The 22,334-nt window shown below is 72.5% G+C and carries 21 protein-coding genes; 8 read left to right on the forward strand and 13 right to left on the reverse strand.

Going from position 1 to position 22,334, the window contains the following annotated elements:
* The first annotated feature begins 115 nt into the window (after positions 1–115).
* A complete protein-coding gene (locus N4G66_RS07825; RefSeq protein ID WP_261703247.1) occupies positions 116–1,642 on the forward strand; it encodes a S8 family serine peptidase in 1,527 nt (508 codons plus the stop codon).
* Positions 1,643–1,748: 106 nt separating this feature from the next.
* Positions 1,749–3,143: a CoA transferase gene (locus N4G66_RS07830; protein ID WP_261703248.1), complete on the forward strand. Its 1,395-nt coding sequence runs from the start codon at positions 1,749–1,751 to the stop codon at positions 3,141–3,143.
* Positions 3,144–3,329: 186 nt separating this feature from the next.
* Here the strand turns inward: N4G66_RS07830 and N4G66_RS07835 are convergent, their stop codons facing one another.
* The 8 genes from N4G66_RS07835 to N4G66_RS07870 form a co-directional block, all read right to left on the reverse strand.
* Positions 3,330–4,373, reverse strand: a complete 1,044-nt coding sequence (locus N4G66_RS07835) for a zinc-dependent alcohol dehydrogenase family protein (protein WP_261703249.1) — start codon at positions 4,371–4,373, stop codon at positions 3,330–3,332.
* A 40-nt stretch (positions 4,374–4,413) separates the two neighbouring features.
* On the reverse strand, positions 4,414–5,085 hold the full coding sequence (locus N4G66_RS07840) for a lysoplasmalogenase (protein WP_261703250.1): 672 nt from the start codon (positions 5,083–5,085) through the stop codon (positions 4,414–4,416).
* A complete protein-coding gene (locus N4G66_RS07845) occupies positions 5,082–6,035 on the reverse strand; it encodes a sterol desaturase family protein (protein WP_261703251.1) in 954 nt (317 codons plus the stop codon). Before N4G66_RS07845 ends, N4G66_RS07840 begins: the two co-directional genes overlap by 4 nt.
* 123 nt (positions 6,036–6,158) lie before the next feature.
* Positions 6,159–6,869, reverse strand: coding sequence for a VIT1/CCC1 transporter family protein (locus N4G66_RS07850; protein WP_261703252.1), 711 nt, complete (start codon positions 6,867–6,869; stop codon positions 6,159–6,161).
* A gap of 118 nt (positions 6,870–6,987) precedes the next feature.
* The gene (locus tag N4G66_RS07855; RefSeq protein WP_261703253.1) at positions 6,988–8,229 is read right to left on the reverse strand and encodes an amidohydrolase family protein; all 1,242 of its coding nucleotides are present in this window, start codon (positions 8,227–8,229) and stop codon (positions 6,988–6,990) included.
* A complete protein-coding gene (locus N4G66_RS07860) occupies positions 8,226–9,509 on the reverse strand; it encodes an amidohydrolase family protein (protein WP_261703254.1) in 1,284 nt (427 codons plus the stop codon). Before N4G66_RS07860 ends, N4G66_RS07855 begins: the two co-directional genes overlap by 4 nt.
* Positions 9,510–9,518: 9 nt before the next feature.
* Positions 9,519–10,403 (reverse strand): SDR family NAD(P)-dependent oxidoreductase, encoded by an 885-nt coding sequence (locus N4G66_RS07865; protein WP_261703255.1) that lies wholly within the window; start codon positions 10,401–10,403, stop codon positions 9,519–9,521.
* Entirely contained in the window at positions 10,403–11,200 is a 798-nt protein-coding gene (locus tag N4G66_RS07870; RefSeq protein ID WP_261703256.1) for an acetoacetate decarboxylase family protein, read from the reverse strand. The genes N4G66_RS07865 and N4G66_RS07870 overlap by 1 nt, the downstream gene beginning before the upstream one ends.
* Before the next feature lie 308 nt (positions 11,201–11,508).
* Here N4G66_RS07870 and N4G66_RS07875 point away from each other — a divergent pair, with 308 nt between their 5' ends.
* The 6 genes from N4G66_RS07875 to N4G66_RS07900 all read left to right on the forward strand — a co-directional run bounded on the left by N4G66_RS07875 (position 11,509) and on the right by N4G66_RS07900 (position 19,146).
* On the forward strand, positions 11,509–14,088 hold the full coding sequence (locus tag N4G66_RS07875; protein WP_261703257.1) for an MXAN_6230/SCO0854 family RING domain-containing protein: 2,580 nt from the start codon (positions 11,509–11,511) through the stop codon (positions 14,086–14,088).
* Positions 14,089–14,254: 166 nt separating this feature from the next.
* Positions 14,255–15,253, forward strand: a complete 999-nt coding sequence (locus tag N4G66_RS07880; RefSeq protein ID WP_261703258.1) for a DEDDh family exonuclease — start codon at positions 14,255–14,257, stop codon at positions 15,251–15,253.
* 78 nt (positions 15,254–15,331) lie between these two features.
* Complete coding sequence (locus N4G66_RS07885) at positions 15,332–15,565, forward strand: hypothetical protein (RefSeq protein WP_078943477.1); 234 nt, start codon at positions 15,332–15,334, stop codon at positions 15,563–15,565.
* Between the two features lie 88 nt (positions 15,566–15,653).
* Entirely contained in the window at positions 15,654–16,445 is a 792-nt protein-coding gene (locus N4G66_RS07890) for an SURF1 family cytochrome oxidase biogenesis protein (RefSeq protein ID WP_261703449.1), read from the forward strand.
* Between the two features lie 116 nt (positions 16,446–16,561).
* Positions 16,562–18,376 (forward strand): glycoside hydrolase family 15 protein, encoded by a 1,815-nt coding sequence (locus tag N4G66_RS07895; RefSeq protein ID WP_261703259.1) that lies wholly within the window; start codon positions 16,562–16,564, stop codon positions 18,374–18,376.
* A gap of 14 nt (positions 18,377–18,390) precedes the next feature.
* Positions 18,391–19,146 carry an SDR family oxidoreductase gene (locus N4G66_RS07900; RefSeq protein WP_261703260.1) on the forward strand — a complete coding sequence of 252 codons (756 nt, stop codon included), beginning with the start codon at positions 18,391–18,393 and terminating at the stop codon, positions 19,144–19,146.
* A gap of 663 nt (positions 19,147–19,809) precedes the next feature.
* On the opposite strand, the gene amaP is transcribed toward N4G66_RS07900, so the two are convergent.
* The 5 genes from amaP to N4G66_RS07925 form a co-directional block, all read right to left on the reverse strand.
* Positions 19,810–20,397: an alkaline shock response membrane anchor protein AmaP gene (gene amaP / locus N4G66_RS07905; protein WP_391858773.1), complete on the reverse strand. Its 588-nt coding sequence runs from the start codon at positions 20,395–20,397 to the stop codon at positions 19,810–19,812.
* On the reverse strand, positions 20,394–21,080 hold the full coding sequence (locus N4G66_RS07910; protein WP_261703262.1) for an alkaline shock response membrane anchor protein AmaP: 687 nt from the start codon (positions 21,078–21,080) through the stop codon (positions 20,394–20,396). The genes amaP and N4G66_RS07910 overlap by 4 nt, the downstream gene beginning before the upstream one ends.
* Positions 21,077–21,496 carry an Asp23/Gls24 family envelope stress response protein gene (locus N4G66_RS07915; RefSeq protein WP_391858774.1) on the reverse strand — a complete coding sequence of 140 codons (420 nt, stop codon included), beginning with the start codon at positions 21,494–21,496 and terminating at the stop codon, positions 21,077–21,079. Before N4G66_RS07915 ends, N4G66_RS07910 begins: the two co-directional genes overlap by 4 nt.
* Positions 21,497–21,499: 3 nt before the next feature.
* The gene (locus tag N4G66_RS07920; protein ID WP_261703263.1) at positions 21,500–21,685 is read right to left on the reverse strand and encodes a hypothetical protein; all 186 of its coding nucleotides are present in this window, start codon (positions 21,683–21,685) and stop codon (positions 21,500–21,502) included.
* A gap of 84 nt (positions 21,686–21,769) precedes the next feature.
* Positions 21,770–22,252 carry an Asp23/Gls24 family envelope stress response protein gene (locus N4G66_RS07925; protein WP_261703264.1) on the reverse strand — a complete coding sequence of 161 codons (483 nt, stop codon included), beginning with the start codon at positions 22,250–22,252 and terminating at the stop codon, positions 21,770–21,772.
* Positions 22,253–22,334: the final 82 nt, after the last annotated feature.

Below are 22,334 nucleotides of genomic sequence, written 5' to 3' on the forward strand. Positions count from 1 at the left end.
CATTGCTGGCCCGGTCGGCGGGAGGATAGCTTCGGCCTGCACCAATCCGTCATGTACCTGCCCGAGCACCATCCGTGTTCGGGCAGCTCCGTTTTCCGGATGATGTGGAGATCCCATGGCTCATCTGCGTTCCAGACGCCGTCTCGCCCTCGCCGTGCCGGTCGTTCTGTCGCTCACCGCCTCGCTCGGCTTCCTGCCGGGCGCCGCGTCGGCCACACCTCTGACCGCGCCCGCCGCGACGAGCGCGGACGGGCCGAACCTCTCGTACGTGGTCAACACGACAACGGACCACCGCACGATCGCGTCGGTGAAGAAGGCGATCGGCGCGGCCGGCGGCAGCGTCGTCATCGCGTACGAGCAGATCGGCGTGATCGTCGTCCACTCCGCGAACCCGGACTTCGGGCGGCAGATCCGGACGGCACGCGGAGTGCAGTCGGCCGGTGCCACGCGCACCTCGGCGCTGACCGCCGCGGGGACGACGGACGAGGGCGCGGCGCAGGTGCTGTCGGCCGCCGAGGCCGCCAAGGTCGCGAAGACCGCCGGCGCGGGCGAGGAGCCCCTCGAGGCCGACCAGTGGGACCTGCGCGCGATAGGCGCCGACAAGGCGGCCGCGATCAACCCGGGCAGCAAGAAGGTCACCGTCGCCGTGATCGACGTCGGCGTCGACGACACGCACCCGGACATCGCGCCGAACTTCTCGGCCTCGCAGTCCGCGAACTGCGTGGGCGGCAAGCCGGACACGACGTACGGCGCCTGGCGCCCGGTGGACGCCGACCACTACCACGGCACGCATGTCGCGGGGGAGATCGCGGCGGCCCGCAACGGCATCGGCGTCGCGGGGGTCGCGCCGGGCGTGAAGGTCGCGGGCATCACGGTGGCCGAGCCCGACTCCACCCAGTTGTTCTACCCGGAGAGCGTCGTGTGCGCCTTCGTGTTCGCCGCCGACCACGGCGTCGAGATCACCAACAACAGCTACTACGTGGACCCGTGGCTGTACAACTGCCTCGACGACCCCGACCAGAAGGCCATCGTCGACGCCGTCAACCGGGCCCAGCTCTACGCCCAGAAGAAGGGCACGCTGAACGTCGCAGCGGCGGGCAACTCCAACGACGACCTCGACTCGAACGCGCTGACCGACGCGTCCAGCCCCGACGACTCGACCGCCACGACGCGCACGGTCGACCCGCACAAGTGCTTCGACATACCCACCCAGTTGCCCGGTGTCGTCACGGTCGCCTCGACCGGCTTCAAGGGCGCCAAGTCCTACTTCTCCAGCTACGGCGACGGCGTCATCGACGTCGCGGCGCCCGGCGGCGACCGGTACCAGATCCCGGACACGCCGTCGCAGAACGGCCGCATCCTCTCGACGCTGCCGAACAACACGTACGGCTACCTACAGGGCACCTCGATGGCGACGCCGCACGTCGCCGGCGTGGCCGCGCTGCTGAAGTCCAAGTACCCGTGGGCCACGCCGGCTCAGCTCCAGATCCTCCTCAAGGCCCAGGCGGACAACCCGGGTTGCCCGACCACCCCCTACGACGGGAACGGCGACGGCGTCGTCGACGCGACCTGTGTCGGCGGCAAGCGGGTGAACGGCTTCTACGGATTCGGGATCGTCAACGCGCTGCGGGCGGTCAAGTAGCGCCTGCCGAAAGTCCCGTGGCCCCGGTCGTCCTGTGCGGCGACCGGGGCCACGCCGTCGCAGGCCGCCTTCCATGTTGATCGCGTCCACGCTGCATAGTGCCGGTATGACGCATTCACCGATGGCCGTTGTGTGGGAGGAGCTGGGCGGCGACCCGGCACTGCTCCCCGGGGTTTCGACCGTGGTGCGCGCGGGTGCGCTGGAAGCCCGGCTGCCCGTACGCGACTTGGCGCGCGCCTGCGTGGGTGCCTGCGCGCTGGCGGCCGCCGAGCTGGGGGCCCGGCGGGCCGGACTCGCGCGGGTGCCGCGGGTGAGCGTGGACGACGGCGCCGTCGCCACGGCCTTCGTCAGCGAACGGCATCTGCGGATCGGCGGGCGCGCGCCGGTCACCTTCGCGCCGCTGTCCCGGTTCTGGCGGACCGCGGACGGCTGGGTGCGGACGCACGCGAACTATCCACATCACCGGGCGCGACTGCTGGACGCGTTGGGGCTGGGCGCGGACGCGTCCGTGGAGACGGTCGCCGCCTGCCTCGCCGAACGGTCCGCCGCGGACGTGGAGGACACCGTGTACGCGGCCGGCGGCCTCGCCGTAGCGCTGCGTACGGCCAAGGAGTGGGCGGCGCACGAGCAGGGGGCGGCCGTCGCGCGCCGGCCCCTGCTGACCCGGGAGCCCGTCGCCGAACTGGACGGGTCCGCGCCGCGCGCACGGTCGCGGCTCTCCGGTGATCCGCTGCGGCCCGCGGCCGGTGTGCGCGTCCTGGACCTCACCCGGGTCATCGCGGGCCCGGTCGCGACCCGCACCCTCGCACTGCTGGGCGCCGACGTCCTGCGCGTGGACACGCCGCGGCTGCCCGAGGACCCCGACGCGCACGCCGACACGGGCTTCGGGAAGCGTTCCACGAAGCTCGACCTGGGCGTGCGCGCGGACCGCGACACCTTCGAGGAACTGCTCGCCGAGGCCGACGTCCTGGTCACCGGGTACCGGCCCGGCTCCCTCGACCACTTCGCGCTCACGCCGGAGGCACTGGCCGTGCGCCGACCCGGCCTGGTCGTGGCGCAGTTGTCCGCGTGGGGTGGGTACGGGCCGTGGGCCGGGCGGCGGGGCTTCGACAGCCTGGTGCAGGTCGCCACCGGGATCGCGGAGATCGAGGGGTCGGCGGAGCGGCCGGGTGCGCTGCCCGCGCAGGCCCTCGACCACGGCACGGGGTATCTGCTGGCCGCCGCGGTGCTCCGGTCGCTCACCGAGCAGACCCGGCAGGGCGGGACGCGGCTCGTCCGGCTGGCGCTGGCGCAGACAGCCGCGTGGCTGGTGGACGGGTTGGCGCGCCGGGACGAGGAGCCCGCCGACGCCTCGTACGAACCGGCCGCCTGGCTCGCCGAGACCGACAGCGACCTGGGCCGGCTCGGGTATACCCGGACGCCCGTCTCCTTCGCCGGTGGTCCCGCCGACTGGGCGCGGCCGCCGGGGCCTTGGGGCACGGACCCGGCCGAGTGGGCGTGACCGACGGGTCGGCCGGAAACGCACCTACGGGCGGAATGCCGAACCACCGCTTGTTTTCCCGCACTTGCCCGGCTGGGCCTGGTCGCTCCCGTGTCGGGCCCACTGACGGCCCTGCCGGTGCCCGTCCGGTGGGGAGCCGCCCCACGGGCCGCGCCGGTCGCCCGGCCCGTGGGTACCACCCCGGCGTCAGTTGGTGACGAGGACCTTCAGCGCGGTCCGCTCGTCCATCGCCTTGTAACCCTCGGGCACGCTCTCCAGCCCGATGGTCATGTCGAAGACCGGCGACGGGTCGATGGTCCCGTCGAGGACGTCGGGCAGCAGCTCGGGGATGTACGCGCGGACCGGGGCGACGCCGCCGCGCAGGGCGATGTTCCGGTCGAACATGACGCCCAGGTCGAGGCCCGTACCGCTGCCGTGGGGCACGCCGACGAAACCGATGGCGCCGCCGTCGCGGGTGATGTTCACAGCCGTACGCATGGACTGCTCGGTGCCGACGGCCTCGACGACACAGTGCGCACCCTGGCCCCCGGTCAGCTCGCGCACGGCCTCGACGGCCGCCTCACCGCGCTCGGCGACGACATCCGTGGCACCGAAGCGGCGCGCGATGTCGGTGCGCACCTCGTGGCGGCCGAGCGCGATGATCCGCTCGGCGCCGAGCCGCTGGGCGGCGAGCACGGCGCACAGCCCGACGGCCCCGTCCCCGACGACGGCGACGGTCGAGCCCTTGCGGACACCGGCCCCGAGGGCCGCGTGGTGGCCGGTGCCGAGGACGTCGGAGAGCGTCAGCAGCGCGGACAGCAGGTGGTCGTCGGAGGCCGCCTCCTTGGGCAGCTGTACGAGGGTGCCGTCGGCGAAGGGAACGCGTACGGCCTCGCCCTGACCGCCGTCGTAGCCGACGGCACCCCAGAAGCCGCCGTGCCGGCACGAGGTGGTGAGTCCGTCGCGGCAGTAGTCGCACACGCCGTCGGACCACATGAAGGGCGCCACGACCAGGTCGCCGCGCCGCACTCCGGTCACCGCGGAGCCCGTCTCCTCGACGATGCCGAGGAACTCGTGCCCGATCCGCTGGCCCGGCTGCCGGGCCGCCTCGCCGCGGTACGCCCACAGGTCGCTGCCGCAGATGCAGGAGCGCAGCACCCGCACGATCGCGTCGGTGGGCAGCTGCACCATGGGCTCGGGCACGTCCTCCACGCGCATGTCGTACGGGGCGTGGATGGTGGTGGCGCGCATGGCGAGGGTCCCTCTCGTGCGGAGCGTGGGTGAGATGCGCTCAGGGGGTGGTTGAGCGCATCTCACCGTACGCCGCCGCGGGCGCGCGTCGCGCGGCGAGGGGGCTCAGCACGCCTTCGACCAGCAGGAACTGGGCCACGACGTACGTGAGCATGATCCAGAAGGCCGCCTTCGGCAGCTGCGGCCAGTCGGCGACGCCGGTGGCGATGAGCGTGTCCGAGAGCATGAAGAGGGCGCCGCCGAGCGCCGCGACGGGCCCGAGCCGCGTGGCCCCGTACGCCATCGCGGTCAGCAGCAGGCTGTAGCCCGCGACGGGGATGCGCAGGCCGGCCGGCAGACCCGGCCACAGGAGGACGACCAGGGCGACGAGGACGGTGGCGTACACGCCGACGAGCCGTGCGCCGCGAACGCGTGCCGTTCTGCGGAAGAGCACGAGGTAGCACACGTGCCCCGCCGCGAAGGAGGCCATGCCGAGGAGGAAGGCGGGGTCGGCGTCGGACATGAGCGCCAGGTCACCGCACCAGCCGAGGAGCAGGGCCGCCACGAGGAACCGGGGTCCGCCGCGTGCAGCCGCGTACAAGGCGAGCAGCGGCATCAGGAGCGGCTTGGCGATCCGGTGTCCGGGGTCGGATCCGGCGAGCAGCGAGAGGAGGTCCACGGCCGCCGTCAGCGCGAAGCAGACGAGCAGGACGCGCGCGGGACGCGGGATCACGCGGCGGACTCCGCGGCCTGGGTCCGCGCGGCGGGCTCCGTCACCGGGATCTGCTCGGCAGGGTCCGTCACCCGGGTGTGCGCGGTGGACTCCGTGAGCGGAGTCTGCGCGGCGGCCGGTGGCGCGGGCTGCCAGCCGGGCCTGCCGAGGAGCCGCCCGGCGCGCTCGCGCCAGTTCGCCGCCGCCCGCACGTCCCTGGCGATGGCGGTGTACTCGTGGGTGGCCACCCTCAGCGGGTTGTACGTGGTGATGTTCTTGGTGAGCCCGTAGACGGGGCGTTCGGTCTCCGCGACCCACGATCCGAAGAGCCGGTCCCAGACGATGAGGATCCCGCCGAAGTTGCGGTCCAGGTAGCCGCCCTGGGAGGCGTGGTGGACGCGGTGGTGGGAGGGCGTGTTGAAGGCGGACTCGAACCAGCGGGGCATCTTGTCGATGCGTTCGGTGTGGATCCAGAACTGGTAGACGAGGCTCACCGACGAGCAGAACGCGAGCGCGGCCGGGTGCACCCCGAGGGCGACCATCGGGAGGTAGAAGGGCCAGGACGTGAGGCCCGTCCAGGGCTGGCGCAGTGCGGTGGTGAGGTTGAACTTCCTGCTGGAGTGGTGCACGACGTGACAGGCCCACAGGACGCGGATCACGTGGTGGCCGCGGTGGGACCAGTAGTAGAAGAAGTCCTGCGCGAGCAGCATCAGCGGGATCGTCCACCACAGGACGGGCACCCGCAGCGGCGTCAGTTCGTAGACCGCCATGTAGATCGCGACGATCGGGGACTTCCACAGGAGATCGAAGAAGAGGCTGCCGAGCCCCATGCCGAGACTGGTCGCGGCGTCCTTCGTCCCATATCCCGCGGCATCGTCGTCCGGATGGATCCGGACGCTCACCATCTCGATGACGGCGAGGAGCACGAAGGCGGGTATCGACCAGAGCACGACATCGGGCAGGTTCGGCATGGGTGAACCGTAGATGCGCTGGTCGGCTGCGTACAGAGGCTGTTACCGACAAGTATTACCGCCGGTACGCGCTTGCTTCCTGGTGATCTCCGCCAAGGGCGATACCCGTGCCCGGCCGGGTACTCATACGCCCGCCGCTCCGAGCAGCGCTCCGGCCGCGTACGTCACCGCCATGGCAAGCGCTCCCCCGGCCGTGTTCCGCAGCACCGCGCGCCGTGGGTCCGCCGAGCCCAGCCGTGCGCTGCTCCAGCCGGTGAGGGCGAGCGCGGCCAGCACCGAGACCACGGTGACGCCGAGCCGCCAGGCCGCCGGCGGCAGCACGATCGCCAGCAGCGGCAGCAGCGCTCCGGCGGTGAACGCGAGGAAGCTCGCCCATGCCGCGTGCCACGGATTGGTCAGGTCGTCGGGGTCGATGCCGAGTTCCTCGGACGCGTGGGCCCGCAGGGCGTCCCGCTCGGTGAGCTGTCCGGCCGCCTCGCGGGCCACCTCCCTCGACAGGCCGCGCTGCTCCAGGAGCTCGGTCAGCTCCTCCAGTTCGGCCTCCGGCTGCTCCTTGAGCTCCCGTTTCTCCATGGCCAGGGCCGCCAGCTCCGAGTCCCGCTGGGTGGAGACGGACACGTACTCGCCCGCCGCCATGGACATCGACCCGGCGAGCAGTCCCGCGAGGCCCGCGGTGAACAGCGCCGCGCGGTCGCTGGTGGCGCCGGCCACGCCGACGACGAGGCCCGCCGTGGAGACGATGCCGTCGTTGGCGCCGAGGACGGCGGCCCGCAGCCAGTTCAGCCGCGAGCCGAGGGTGCCGCCGTGGGCCTCGTCGTGCGTCGGTTGCGTCACACGGGGAGGATCGCACCCGGGGTGCGGCCGGCGCAGCACCGACCCGGCGGTCCCCCGGGCCGCACACCGCCCGGAATCCACCGAACCGTACTCCCCCGGGCGGCGAACTCCTCGGCGCTCACCACACGCGCACCGACCCTCCTCTCGCGAACGCCGGGCTCGTCGCGTCGGCGGGCGGGGTGTCCAGCGGTTCGGCGATCTCGGCCACGGTCGGGCCGACCTTCGCGGCGATCTCGTCGAGGTACGCCAGGTCGAAGCCGTAGACGCGGGCCGCGTTGCCGCCGGCCATGGCGGCGATCTCGGCGCGGGGCAGGCCCGCGTAGGCGATGCGCAGGCCCTCGCGGGTGTAGGGGTGGGTGCCCTCGTCGTGCGGGTAGTCGCTGCCCCACATGATCTTGTCGAGGCCGATGCGGTCGCGCAGCGGCACCTCGTGGGGGCGCATGAAACTGGCGCCGACGAAGCAGTTGTCACGCCAGACCAGGGAAGGGCGTTCGCCCATCGTCGCGGCCAGTCCCGCGCCGAACTTCGACTCGGCCGTCGACGCCTTCGACGCCCTGCCCGCCGCCGCGACCAGCCGCCCGTGGTAGTAGTCCAGCATGTCGAGCACCCCGGGGATCCAGCCCGAGCCCTGCTCGGTCAGCACCAGCCTCAGACCGGGGTTCCGGCGGAACGCGCCCCCGAACACCAGGTGCCACAACGCCCGGTGCGAGAACCAGGTCGTCTCCACCATGTAGACCGCGCGGGCCGCCGGTTCGTCCCCGAGCGGCGGCGAGGCGGAGCCCGCGTGATGGTTCACCGGGACACCCAGTTCGGCGCAGGCCGCCCAGATCGGGTCGTACACCGACGAGTACAGCTCGGGCAGGCCCGAGCCGGGGGGTGTGCCCGGCAGCAGCAGGCCGCCCTTGAGGCCCGCGCGCGCCGCCCAGCGGATCTCCTCGACCGCCGCGTCGACGTCGTTCAGGAGGATCTGGAAGACTCCCGCGCGACGGCCGGGTGCCGCTGCGCAGAAGTCGGCGAGCCAGCGGTTGTGGGCCCGCAGGCCCGCCCAGCGCAGTTCGAGCTCCTGCGCCGTCGGGGCCGGTGCCATCAGGGAGCCCGACGGGAAGAACGGCGGGATGGTGTTGGGGAAGACCACCTCCGCGACGATGCCGTCCTCCTCCAGCTCCGCGACGCGGCGCCCGGAGTTCCAGTTCCGGTCGGCGGTGTCGGCGAGCAGGTCCTCGTACGGGTTGACGTAGCCGGCCGCCCAGGCGTCGAAGTCCTCGTGGTGCCGGCGCTCCAAGTACGGCTTGTAGTCGAGGAGATCGGCGCCGGCGTGGCAGTCGGCGGAGATGACGGTGTAGCGGTCCTCGGCGCTCATGGGCTCACTCCCAGCACGGGGAAGTCGTGGTCCGTCAACCAGTGGCGGCCCACTTCGCGCGAGCGCGCCCAGGACGCCTCGACCGCCGACTGGTCCTCCTGCTGGCCCAGTTCGGCCGGCGTGGGGCCGATCCGCCGGGCGAGCGGGGTCAGTTCGCCGACGTCGAAGCCGAAGACCTCGGCCGCCGCGAGGCCGAGCATGCGGCGGGTCTCCGCGACCGGGATGTCGTGGAAGGTCTTCGCCAGCCACGCCCGGGTGTCGGGCCAGGTGCCCTCGGGGTGCGGGAAATCGCTGCCCCAGAGGATGTTGTCGACGCCGATCTCGTAACGCTGGGCGAGTTCGCGGCGCTTGGTGTTGGTCGCGCAGATGAAGACCTGCCGGTCCAGGTACTCGTGCGGGGGCCGTGTCAGCTCGGCGAAGGGCGACAGCTTCTTGCCGCCGTGCGCGCCGAGATAGAGACGGTCCATGAACCACAGCAGGTTGGGCAGCCACCAGCAGCCCGACTCCGCGACGCCGAACCGGAGTCCGGGGTGCCGCTCGAAGACCCCCGACCAGAGCAGGAACCAGAGGGGACGCGCGGGCCACCAGGTGACTTCGGAGACGTAGATCCCCAGGTGGTCGCCGTACTCGTGGCGCGGTGCCGCGCCGGAGTGGGTGAGCACGGGCATCGCGCACTCGGCGGCCGCCGCCCACACGGGGTCGTAACGGCGGTCGTGGTAGGGCTCCTTGTCGACCCACATGGAGGGGATCATCAGCGCGCCGAGACCCGACGCCTTGGCGCGGTACACCTCGGCGACCACGCGTCCGGTCTCGCCGGTGACCGGCAACAGGGCGACTCCGCAGTGCCGTTCGGGGTGCTCCGAGACGAAGTCGGCGAGCCAGCGGTTGTGGGCCTGCGCGCCCGCCATGCCGAGTTCCGGGTCCTGGTCGCCGGAGAGGCCGAGGCCGACGCCGAACGGCGCGGCGGTCCGGCTGTCCACGGCGTCCGCGTCGGGGAAGACGACCTCCGCCGCCACCCCGTCGCCGTCCAGCTCCTTGAGGCGCTGCGCGGTGTCCCAACCGCCGCGCAGGCCCTCCTCGTTGTCGTGGAACCACTTGTCCGCGAACGCCTCGTTGCGGACGCCGAGGCGGGTCATCTCCTCCCGGCGCCGGTCACGGCCCGCGAGGAACTCGTCGAAGTCCCGGTGGAAACGGGAGTCCAGATAGGGCCGGTACTCCTCGGTGGGGAGTCCGGCGTGGCAGTCGGAGGAGATGATCAGATACGGGTCCTGTTCGGTCACCGCGCCCCCTCAGTCGAGGATGAAACTTTCCAGGTACGACGGATCGGCCCGCTCGAGCATCGACTGCGACCTGGCCCGGATCTGCCGGTCGCTGTGCTCGCTCTCGGGCAGCAGCCAGAAGCGGTCCTCGCGGATCCCCTCGGCGACCAGGTCGGCGACCTGTTCGACGGGGGTGAACCGCACGTCGTGGCCCGCCTCCTTCATCGCGGCCTCCCACTGTCCGAGGCTGCGGTACGGGGTCCTGCGCGGCCGCTCCTTCGCGTACCGCGCGGGCCGGTTGCGGTGCGACTCCCACAGACCCGTGCGGAGCATGTGGGGCCCGGGGAACAGTACGGAGGCGCCCACGCGCGCGTGCTCCGCCTTCAGATGCGCGTACAGCGACTCGGTCATCGTCACCACGGCCGCCTTGGTGACGGCGTACACGGAGGCGGTGGGCAGCGGGGCGATCCCGCCGTCGCCGGACGAGGTGTTGACGACGTGGCCCGGTTCGCCCGCGGCGATCATCCGGGGCACGAACGCCTGGATGCCGTGGAAGACGCCCCACACGTTGACGGCGAAGGCCCACTTCCAGTCGTTCGGGTCGTGCTCCCACATCCGGCCCTCGGCGCCGGAGCCGACACCGGCGTTGTTGCACAGGACGTGCACCGCGCCGTACGTGCCGTACACGTCCTCGGCGAGCGCGACGACCTCGGAGCGCTCCCCGACGTCCACCACGCGCGCGAGGACGTCGGCGCCGTCCTCGCGCAGCTCCGCGGCGGCCTTCTCCAGGGCGCCCTCCTCGACGTCGGCGAGGACCACCTTGAGGCCGTCCGCCGCGAACCGCCGCGCCATCGCGAGCCCGATGCCGCTCGCCGCTCCGGTGACGACGGCGACCTGTCCTGCGCGCAGTTCCATCAGACGCTCCCGTCGGGCGGCCCGTCGAGGATCTGGCTCGGATCGTCGTAGCGCTGGTGGATGTAGGGCAACAGGGCCCTGCCGCTGACGCGTTCGGCGACCCTGCCCTTCTGGTCGGTGGTCTTCTCACCGATGGTGATCCCCACCAGCCGGCGTACGGGCAGATCGGCGACCGGGTCGTACATCGACTCGCGCAGGACGACGTCCCCGGTGACGCGCTCCAGCTTGCGGACCTTCTCGTTGCGCACGCAGTGCACGAGGACGGGGTCGGCGTCGAAGCCCGAACCGTCCACCGCGGGAAGGAACTTGAAGTAGAAGTCGGTCTTCTGCGCGGGTTCGGGCAGCGGCAGGGCCCCGCTCACCGCGCCGCGCACCTCGACGAAGGCGATGCCGTGCCGGGCGAGCACACCGCGCACGACGAGCCCGTCGCGCTCGACCGTCACCTCGCCGAGCTTCTTGGGTTCCCCGAACACCTCGCGACCGCCGATCAGGGCCCGCTCGTGGGTCATCGGCATGACGAGCGGGTACCAGCCCTCGACGTCCTCGTGCGCCGCGGCGACGGCGAACGAGCCCGCGCCCAGCGGATATCCGGGCAGATCGACCTTGCTGATGTTCACCCGCACCAACGGCCGCGCGGTGGGCTTCAGCGGGGGCGGCAGGACCGCCGCGACCGCGTCCGGGTCGCTCTCCCACACAGCCACCACACCGGTGGACCAGATGTCGGGGAGTCTGGAGCTCGCGCTGCGCGAGGCGGTGATCTCCGCCTCGGTCCGTGCGCCGTACCTCACTCGTGCCATGTCCGTACCGCCCTTCGTAGGCGCTACCTGCTGGGGCGCGCAGCACGCTTGCACCGCACGGGCCAAAGGTCCATAGCCATGCACCGGCCGGACGTCCGGCTCCGGCGGCGGGCCCATCCGATCCGGGGCCGGACCGGCTTCACGAACCCCAGGAATATTCGGTGGCCCCGCGGACCGGCGCCTGCCTAGACTCCGTGACCGCGGGGGCGGCTCCGCAAGCGTGCTTCCTTCTCTCTTTCTCTGACACCCGTAGCGCGCTCACTCTCCGCCCCCGCCTCACACGTTTCCGGATCCCGGGGGATTTCCGCTTGTCCGTACTGTCGTCCGTGCTGCTCCGCCGCCTGCGTACCGTCTACGTCGACCAGGCCGGGCCACGGCCGGGAGACCCGGCGACGACCGAGGGACTCGTCGCCCTCGAAGCCGAGCTGCTCGACCGGGGATTCGCCCCGTCGGCACCGCTGCGCGCCGCGCTCGCCTGGCTCGGACCCGCGGGACTCGGGGACGCCGGCAGCACCCTGATCCGGCAGATCGACGCGGAACTGGGCGCCGACCGGACCCATATGCCGCTGTTCCGCAGCTTCCCGGCCTCCGTGCCCGACGACACCTTCCAGCTGTACGTCGACCGGGTCTTCACCCTGTTGCTGCAGTGGCCCGCCCAGCCGTGCGTACTGTGCGCCGCGGTCGGCAGCGTGCATCCCGTGTCGCCGTGCGCCCATCTGGTGTGCCGCGCCTGCTGGGACGGCGCCGACTACGCCGGCTGCCCCCTGTGCCACCGCCGGATCGACCGCGCCGACCCGTTCCTGAAGCCCGCCGCGCCCCGCCTTCGGCGCGAACTGCCCGTCGGACCGCTGAAGTTGCTGGCGCTCGGCACCGATCAGCGAGCGGATTCCGCGAAGGCGCTGCTCCAGCTGCTGGCCCGGCGGACGCCGTTGCCGCCCCAGGACCGGGACGATGTGAAGCTGCTGCTGGCGCACTCGCCCGCCACCCTGGACTGGCTGCCCGCGGAGATCCCCGTCCGCGAGACGAAGGCCCTGGTGCTCGGCAGCCTCCTGCTGGACCGGCGCACGCGCGAGGCCGTGCGCCCGCTGCTCGCCGCGCACCTCACCACGGCGACGGACGTGCTGCGGCTGCTGCACGTCTGGTCGGGCGGCGAGGCCGATCTCGTCGAACTGCGCCGCTTCCGCTCCCTGCCCCGCCCGCTGCGCCGCGAACTCCTCGCCGTACTCGACGGGTTCGAGGTGTCGTCGCTGGTCGAGGACGTACTGCGGCATCCGGTCGGCTGGAAGCGCGCCACCGAGATCCTGCACCCGTACGAGCGGCACGACCGGCACCCGAAGGCCGCCCTCGCGTTCGCCGTGCTGCGCGCCACCGACACCTCCGCCACTCCGCTGGGCGAAGCCCTGCTGCGCACCGCGGCCGCGCACCCGGAAGCGGTACGGATCGACGGCGCGCGCATCAAGGCCGACTCCTGGGGCGCACACGCCGAACAGGCCCTGCGCGAGAAGGACCTGCCCCGTGCTCTCGATCTGCTCGCACGCCGGCCTGGCGAACTGCTGCGCAGACTCGACCACTTGCTGCGCCTGCACGACCTGGAGACACTGCCGGACGGGTTCGCCGACACCATGCGGCGGGTCCTTCCCAAGGCCGGTCCCGGTCCGCTGCTCGCGGCGCTCGGACGGCTGCGCGTCCGCCATCTCCCGGGCGAGCGGCGGGTGTTCTTCCCAAGCGGCCGGGTCACCCACTCCTTCACCCTCGACGACACCCGGGCCCCGCTGGCCGAGAAGGTCACCGACGGCGTCTGCGCGCTCCTGGAGGCCGAGGCCGTACGCCGGCTGTCGTCCGCTCCGCGCTTCGACCTCGCCGTCCTCGACGCGGGCCTCGCGGGCCTGGCCGTCCCCTCCGCCGAGCGCGCGTCCGCGAAGGCACTGGTCTCCGTGCCGCGCGGCAGCAGCCAGCCGCTCCCCGAGGGGGAGGTCCTGCGTCTCTTCCTGCACTGGACGCAGCCCGCGAAGATCCGCGTGGACCTCGATCTGTCGGTCGCGCTGTACGACAAGGACTGGGCGTTCGTGGGTGTGTGCGACTACACGAACCTGGTCCACGGGGAGCGGGCCGCCGTCCACTCCGGCGACCTGACCTCGGCACCGGCGCCCGACGGCGCCACCGAGTACGTGGACCTGGACCTCGCGGCACTCGTCGACGGCCCGGTGCGCTTCGCCGTGCCCATCGTCTTCAGCTTCAACAACATCGCCTTCGAGCATCTCCTCGACGCCTTCGCCGGCTTCATGGCGCTGCCCTCGAAGGACGGACGCGACGCCTCGTACGACCCCCGCACGGTGCGTCAGCGCTACGACCTGGAGGGCGATTCGCGCATCCACGTCCCCCTGCTGGTCGACCTGGAGCGCCGCACGTTCCTGTGGACCGACCTGCATCTGCCGTCGTCCGAGGGCTACCACAGCGTGTACCGGCACAGCGCCGACCTCGGCCGCGTCGGCAAGGACCTGTTCCAGTACTTCACCACCGGCCGTACGACCCTGTGGGACCTGGCGGTGTGGCACGCGGCGGCCCGTACGGACGAGGTCGAGGTGGTCCGGCGGGCGCCGTCGGGCGACGAGCTGTGGCACTACGCGCGCCGGGAGGGCGAGACGGACCTGGCCTTCGCCGCCCGCATACGGGCACTGGAGCCCCCGGAGCGGCGGCGCCCGGCCGAGGACCCGGAGGGGCTCGCCGCCGAGACGGCCGCGAAGAGGCATGTGCTGCTCGCCCTGGTGCACGGGGGCGTCGCCCCACAGGGAGCGAGCGGTTCCGTGTACCGGCTGCTGCCCGGCCCGGTCGACGGCTGCGGCCTGGCCGCCCTGACGGCGGGGGACCTGGTGGCGGCGCTGGGCTGAGCGCGTCAACGTCGGGCCCGCCGGGCCCGCCGTGCCCGGTTGCGGGGCTCGCGCGCGGGTGGCCCGGTGGCGGGCCCGCGGGGGCGCCGGTTCCGCGAATACGGGGGCGCCGGTTCCGGGAAGGCGGGGGCGGGACTGTCAGTCACGGCCCGTATCCTCATTGACCATGCTCGAAGACCTCACGACCGCAGCGTCCCCAGCCTCCTGGCCGGCCGCGTATCCGCAGGGATACGCGGTCGTCGACGTGGAGACCACAGGACTGGCCCGCGACGACCGGATAATCTCGGCCGCCGTCTACCGGCTGGACGCGCGCGGCGAGGTCGAGGACCACTGGTACACGATGGTCAATCCGGAGCGGGACCCGGGCCCGGTGTGGATCCACGGTCTGACGAGCGAGATGCTCGAAGGAGCGCCGCTCTTCCAGGACGTCGCCGAGGAGTTCGCCGCCCGGCTCGACGGCCGGGTGCTGGTCGCGCACAACGCGGTCTTCGACTGGTCGATGATCGCGCGGGAGTACGCGCGCGCGGAGCGCGAGGCACCCGTGCGCCAGCGCCTGTGCACCATCGCGCTCTCCAAGGAACTGGGCCTGCCGCTGCCCAACCACAAGCTGGAGTCGCTGGCCGCGCACTTCGGTGTCGTACAGCAGCGGGCGCACCACGCGCTGGACGACGCGCGCGTACTGGCCGAGGCGTTCCGGCCGAGCCTGCGGGCCGCCGCGCAGGGCGGGGTGCGCCTGCCGCTCCTCGAGTGCCTGCCACTCAAGGAGTGGTCCGACAGCCCCTCGGCGCCCCGGATCGGACGGCAGTCCGGGGGCTACGCGTCCGGCGGTTACCCGTCCGGGAGCTGGCGCCCCTCCCGCAAGCGCCCCGCATGCCCTCATCCCAACCCAGGGCGGTACGAGTCGAACAAGCCGCTCAAACAGGGCATGCGGGTCGCGTTCTCCGGTGACACGTCCGTCGACCGCGAGCTGCTGGAGGACCGGGCCGTCGAGGCCGGGCTGCATGTCGCGACGAGCCTGTCCCGGCTCACCAGCCTGCTGGTGACGAACGACCCGGACTCCAGCACATCAAAAGTGGTCAAGGCCAAGCAGTTCGGGACACCGGTGATCGACGAGGCGGCGTTCGGACAACTGCTGCGAGACGTCGAACCCGCGTCGGAAGGGTGACCGACGTACGGGTGATTGACGGGCGACTCGCCCGGCGCCCGCTCGCCCGCGCCGCCCCGGCACCCCACCCTGTGGCGCATGGCGAGATGCGAAGTATGCGGAAATGACTACGGAATGACCTTCGAGGTGCACGCGCAGGGCGCGGTGCACGTCTTCGACTGCTTCTCCTGCGCGATCCACCGGATGGCCCCGATCTGCGAGCACTGTCGCGTCCAGGTCATCGGCCAGGGCGTCGAGGTCGAGGGCCACTGGTACTGCGGCGCGCACTGCGCCCGCGCTGAGGGGAAGGCGGGGATCGTCGACAAGGTCTGAATCCCGCCCGGCCCCGGACAGGGCATCGCACGGCCCTCGGCGGGACCCCTCCGTCGAGGGCCGAATCATGCCGAGTACCGTCAATGGGGTGTACCGCTTCCTGTTGTCCCGGCAGTGGGTGATCCTCACCCTCGTGGCCCTCGTGCTCATCCCGACGATGATCAAGCTGGGCTTCTGGCAGCTTCACCGGCATGAGCACAAGGTCGCCCTGAACACGGTGATCTCCGACTCGCTCGCCGCGAAGCCGGTGCCCGCGGAGACGGTCACCGCGCCGGGACAGCGGATCCGGAACGACGACCTGTTCCGCCGGGTGACCGCGAAGGGGCACTTCGACACCGCGCACGAAGAGGTCGTCCGCCGCCGCACCAACGCCGACGGCGCGGTCGGGTACCACGTCCTGACCCCGTTCGTCCTGGCCGACGGCCGCGTCCTCATGGTCAACCGGGGCTGGGTCCCGGCGGACGGCGCGCAGACCGCCTTCCCGAAGATCCCGGCCCCCGCCCGGGGCGAGATCACCGTCACCGGCCGGCTGATGGCCGACCAGACGACCGCCGACAGCGGCATCAAGAACGTCCGGGGCCTGCCCGCCCGTCAGGTCATGCTGATCAGCAGCGGGCAGGAGGCGCGGCGGCTCGGCGAGCAGGTCCTCGGCGGCTACATCGAGCAGACCGCGCCGGAGCCCAGGGGCGACTCCCCCGAGCTGATCCCGGACCCGGAGCACAGCGACATCGGCCCGCACATGGCGTACGCGATCCAGTGGTGGCTCTTCTCCGCGGGCGTCCCCGTCGGCTTCGTGATCCTGGTCCGCCGCGAACGCCGCGACCGGGCGGAGGCCGCCGCCACGCAGACCGCGCCGGAAGCGGAACCGGCGGGGGTGTAGGTCGGGGGTACAGCTCGGAGGCGGGGCGCGGGTCTTCCCCGTGCCGCCTCGCCGCGGGCGCCCACGCCACTCCGGCGGCCCGATTGACCGTCGCCCCGGTCGGGAACCCGTCCACCGTGCACCGACGCATCGAGGACTACGCGCTCATCGGGGACGAACAGACCGCCGCTCTGGTGGGCCGCGACGGCTCCGTCGACTGGCTGTGCCTGCCCCGCTTCGACTCCGCCGCCTGCTTCGCGGCCCTGCTGGGCGACGAGGACAACGGTCACTGGCGGATCGCGCCCGAAGGGGCGGACGCGTGCACCCGGCGCGCCTACCGCCCGGACACGCTGGTGCTCGACACCGAGTGGGACACCGCCGAGGGCTCGGTCCGGGTGACCGACCTGATGCCGCAGCGCGAGCACGCCCCCGATGTCGTACGCATCATCGAAGGTCTCAGCGGCAAGGTCCTGATGCGCAGTCTGCTCCGGCTGCGCTTCGACTACGGCTCGGTCGTGCCGTGGATGCGCCGCTCGGACGGTCACCGGGTGGCGGTCGCGGGGCCGGACTCGGTGTGGCTGCGCAGCGATCCGCCCGTGCACACCTGGGGCAAGGACTTCCGCACGCACTCGGAGTTCACCGTGGCGGCGGGCGAGAAGGTCGCCTTCGTCCTGACCTGGCACCCCTCGCACCGGCCCCGGCCGCCCCTGTGCGATCCCTTCGAGGCGCTGGAGACCAGCGTCCAGGACTGGCGGGCGTGGGCGGCGCGCTGCCGTTACAAGGGGCCGCACCGGGATGCCGTGGTGCGCTCCCTGATCACCCTCAAGGCCCTCACCTACGCGCCGACCGGCGGCATCGTGGCCGCCCCCACCACCTCGCTGCCCGAGGAGCTCGGCGGCGTCCGCAACTGGGACTACCGCTACTGCTGGCTGCGCGACTCCACGCTCACCCTCGGCGCCCTCCTCGCGGCCGGCTACCACGAGGAGGCCGAGGCATGGCGCGACTGGCTGCTGCGCGCGGTCGCGGGCGATCCGGCGGACCTGCAGATCATGTACGGCCTCTCGGGGGAGCGCCGGCTGTCCGAGTACGAGATTCCGTGGCTGTCCGGCTATGCCGGCTCCACGCCCGTCCGGGTCGGCAACAGCGCCGTGGAGCAGTTGCAGCTCGATGTGTACGGTGAGGTCATCGACTCGCTGTCGCTCGCCCGGCGTTCGGGTCTGCCGTCCAGGCCCCACATATGGCGGGTGCAGTGCGCCATGATGGAGTTCCTGCGAGTCGCCTGGCGGCATCCGGACGAGGGGATCTGGGAGGTGCGCGGCCCACGCCGGCACTTCGTGTACTCGAAGGTGATGGCCTGGGTGGCCGCCGACCGCGCGGTGCGCACGCTGGAGGACGACCCGACGCTCGACGGTGATCTGGAGGGCTGGCGGGCGATGCGCGAGGACGTGCACCGGGAGGTGCTCGAACGCGGCTTCGACACCGCCCGGAACACCTTCACGCAGTCCTACGGCTCACCCGAACTGGACGCCTCCCTGCTGCTCATCCCGCGGGTCGGCTTCCTGCCCCCCGACGATCCGCGGGTGGTGGGCACGATCGACGCGGTCCGCGCGGAACTCGCCCCCGACGGCTTCCTGGTGCGCCGCTACAGCGCCGCGGCGACCGGCGTCGACGGACTCCCGGGCGGTGAGGGCACCTTCATCGTCTGCTCGTTCTGGCTCGCGGACGCACTGCATCTGACGGGCCGTACGCGGGAGGCGCGCGAGCTGTTCGAACGGCTGGTCGGCCTCACCAACGACCTGGGACTGCTGTCCGAGGAGTACGACCCGGTCGCCGGCCGCCAGCTCGGCAACTTCCCGCAGGCCTTCAGCCACATCGGTCTGGTGGTGTCCGCTCTCAGCCTGTTCGGCGTCGAGAAGGCGGGGGAAGCGGAAGGGGTCACGCCACCGGGATAGGGGAGGATGGAGCCATGGATCTTGGACTGAAGGATCGTGTGTACGTCGTCACGGGAGCCACCCGGGGCCTGGGCAACGCCGCCGCGCGTGAACTCGTCGCCGACGGCGCGAAGGTGGTCGTCACCGGGCGCGACGCGAAGAGCGCGGCCGACGCCGCCTCCGCGCTCGGCGCGAACGCGGCCGGGGTCGCGGCCGACAACGGCGCCGCCGAGACCCCGGCGCGGCTGATCGCGGCCGCCCGTGACCACTTCGGCGCTTTCGACGGCATCCTGATCAGCGTCGGCGGACCGCCGCCCGGGTTCGCGGCGGACAACACCGACGAACAGTGGATGGTGGCGTTCGAGTCGGTCTTCCTCGGTGCGGTACGGCTGGCCCGCGCGGCCGCCGAGGAGCTGGGCGAGGGAGGTGTCATCGGCTTCGTGCTCTCCGGCTCGGTGTACGAACCGATCCCGGGGCTGACCATCTCCAACGGTCTGCGTCCGGGCCTCGCGGGCTTCGCCAAGTCCCTCGCGGACGAGCTGGGTCCGCGTGGGATCCGCGTCGTCGGACTGCTGCCGTCCCGCATCGACACGGACCGGGTCCGCGAACTGGACGGGCTGTCCGCCGACCCCGAGGCCACCCGCGCGGCCAACGAGTCCCGTATCCCGCTGCGCCGCTACGGCACCGCGGAGGAGTTCGGCCGCACGGCCGCGTTCCTGCTCTCCCCCGCGGCTTCGTACCTCACGGGCATCATGGTGCCCGTGGACGGCGGGATGCGAAGCGGGTTCTAGACCCGTCCACCGGGCCCGCCCCGGAGGTTGGCGCCCCCACCGGAACCGCCGCCCGCGCAGGGCCGCGGGTCCGCCGGGGCACCCGTCCGGAAGCGGGTGGCCCCAGCAGGACACCCTCCCGAAGGCGGGCGAGCCCACCGGGCCGTCCGTCCGGGTGGGCCCAGCAGGCGCCCACCCGGACGCGGACAAGCCTGCGCAGCCGTCCCGCAAGCGGGAGGAACCGCCAGGCCGGACCGGAAACGGGTAGGCCTGCCGGGGCCTGCCCGAAAGCGCTGGGCGATCCGGGCCATCCCGGAAACGGGCTGCCCGCCAGAGCCGTCCCGCAAGCACGCGCCGCTCAAGTCACGGGCTCCGCACCGTGCTTGACCCCAGGTGGGCGGACCTCAGCGCGGAACGCGCCGAAGCCACGGATACGGCAGGCCCGGCAGGGCGCCCCCGGAAACGGGCAGGCCCGCCGAGGCAGTCCCGCAAGCGGGCGCCCCTCAAGTCACGTGCTCCGCGCGGTGCTTGACCCCTCGGAGCCGGATCTTCGCGGGGAGCGCTGCGAGACCACGAAGGCGCGTGGGCCCGGACCTGGCTCTCCCATCCGGGAGCAGGAGGTACCGCCAGGTCCGTATCGGAAGCAGGTGGACCCGCCGACGCCGTCCCGGAGTCGCGCGCCGGTCAAGTCACGCGCTCCGCGCGGTGCTTGACACCGCGCAACCGGACCTCCGCGGGGAGCGCTGCGAGACCGGCCGAGTCACGTGCGTGCGCGAGCGCCTCCACGGTCAGCAGATGCAGCGCGTGACCGGGGTCCACATGCGGTTCCAGCAGGAGCCGCACGCGCGCCTCGGGCAGACTGCGCCGGCCGGTCAGGTGGACGTGCGCCTGGTCGACCCCGCCCAGCCGGGCCGATTCCGCGGCCAGCACGCCCTCCAGGGCCCGCCCGCGCAGCAGCGCGCCCGCGCCGTCTCCCGTATCGACGAGCACGTCGGCGAGCCGCCGGCGCCGCACGACGGCGACCAGCCACCACAGAGCGAGCAGCAGGAGCACCGCGAGGACGGCGATGACGGCGGGCCACCACCAGCCCTGGTCCCGCCACTTGGTCCGTTCGGCGGTGCTGAGCAGCACGTCGTGCCGCCCGTCGTGGATCCACCACGACGGCGGCCGTACACCGAGCCCGACGGCGAGCACGGAGCCGCCGAGGACGACCAGCACGAGCCCGATGAAGCCGATCAGTACGCGGTTGACGATCCGGAGCACGGACCTCACCCCTTCCGTCCGGGGCGCGCGACACGCACCGACAGCGCGGGCGAACGGGCCAGCCCCAGCCCCTTGATGCCCTCGGCGAGCGTGGTGTCGAGGTCGGCGCGCACGTCGTCGAGTTCCCGGAAGTGCGACACCGCGCGGACGTCGACCTTCCGGCGCTTCATGCGCACGCGGACCGACTGCACCCCGGCGACCTCCATGGCCCGGTCGCGCAGCGCCATCGCGGCGGCACCCCGGTGCAGTCCGGCCCGGACATCGGCGTGGGTGCGCCGCATCGGCAGCACGTCCCGCAGTCCGGGCGTGGCCGCGAGGACGATCAGCCAGAGTCCCACCGCGGCGGCGATTCCGGCACCGACGAGGACCACGGTGTCGTCGAGCGGCCGCTCGGCGAGCTGCTGGGCCAGCCACGTGCGCCAGCGCAGGGCGGACCGCCCGGCGCGCACGGCCACGACGTCGTAGAGGAAGGCGCCCGCCGCGACGAGGAGCAGGAAGGCGAGAATGCCCGCCGGGATACGGCGCGCGGACCAGAACCGGCCCTGCCGACCGTCCTCGTCGTCGACGGTGTTCAGCGGTTCGTAGGCAGCCGCGGAGGCGGACTGCCCCAGCGCGCCCGCGTCGTCCCCCTTCTCCGGCTTCTCCAGTACGGGCAGCTTCCGGGTGTTCTCGGAGCCCTGGGGCTCGCTCATTGCGTCCTCCCCTTTGCCGTGCCGGAACCGTGCGCCAAGTGCAGCCGCTCCACCTGGACGGCCACCTCCGGTACTTCCATTCCCGCCAACGCCCTTACCCGCTCGGCGACATGACGACGCACCTCGCCGCACTGGGTACCGATGTCGGTCGGGTAGCCGAGTTCGAGGCTGACCCTGACCCGGGCACTGTGCGTCGGTGTGCCGTCCGCTCCGACGTCGGCCGACTGCCGCCGCACGACGACCGTCGCGTACGGGGGCACCGCGTCGGCGGGCAGCGGGGGCAGCGCCTCGCGCGCCGCCTGCGAAGCGATCTTCGCGACGACCCGGTCGGCGATCCGGGTGGCGCCCCGCTCGGGGGCCGCGATGGTCGTAAAGGCCGGCCGTGTCTCACCGAGCCGGTCGACATGACCTGGCACGCGTCACCGCCGCCGGTCGTCACGGGCGCGGAAGAAGTCGCCGATGTCCAGGTCCCCCTCCAGGAGCCGTCCGACGACGAACCCGACGGCCCCCAGGGCGGCCACCAGGAGGAAGGCGCCGAAACCGCCGAAGTATCCGGCGAAGGCCAGCGCCATTCCGGCGATCATGCCGATCACGGCCAAGCTCATGATGCGCTCCTCAGCTGTCGGTGGCCGCGTGATCACTCGTGGTGCGGTGGCCGGGGCGTCCGAGGTGTTCCGGTGGCCCGAGGGTCACTGGAGCCGCGTCTCCGGCTCCTCGTCTTCTTCCTCGGGAAGCTTCACATCACTCACCGCAATGTTGACTTCCACGACTTCGAGGCCTGTCATGCGCTCGACGGCCGCGACGACGTTCTCGCGCACGTCCCTGGCCACGTCGGCGATCGAGACGCCGTAGTCGACGACGATCTCCAGGTCGAGCGCCGTCTGCAGCTCGCCGACCTCGGCCTTCACACCCCGGGTCACGGATTTGGACCCGCCCGGCACCCGGTCGCGTACCGCTCCGAAGGTCCGGCTCAGCCCGCTGCCCATCGTGTGGACACCGACTACGTCACGGGCGGCGAGCCCGGCGATCTTCTCCACGACTCCGTCGGCGATCGTGGTCCGTCCCCGCGTGGCGGGATCCCCGCCGCCGCGCTTGGTGGGCTTACGGGTCTGCTGGCTCTCCTTCTCGATGTCGGGGCTGTCCGTCCGGTTCCGCTCGGTCATGTCGGTCATCGCCGTACGTCCCTTTCGGTCGTCCTCCTCTGCTCACAGTAGGTCGGGTCGCGCGGTCGCGCGTCGTGGATGGGGCAGGCTG

This window comes from Streptomyces rhizosphaerihabitans (assembly GCF_025399795.1).
GTDB classification, from domain to species: domain Bacteria; phylum Actinomycetota; class Actinomycetes; order Streptomycetales; family Streptomycetaceae; genus Streptomyces; species Streptomyces rhizosphaerihabitans.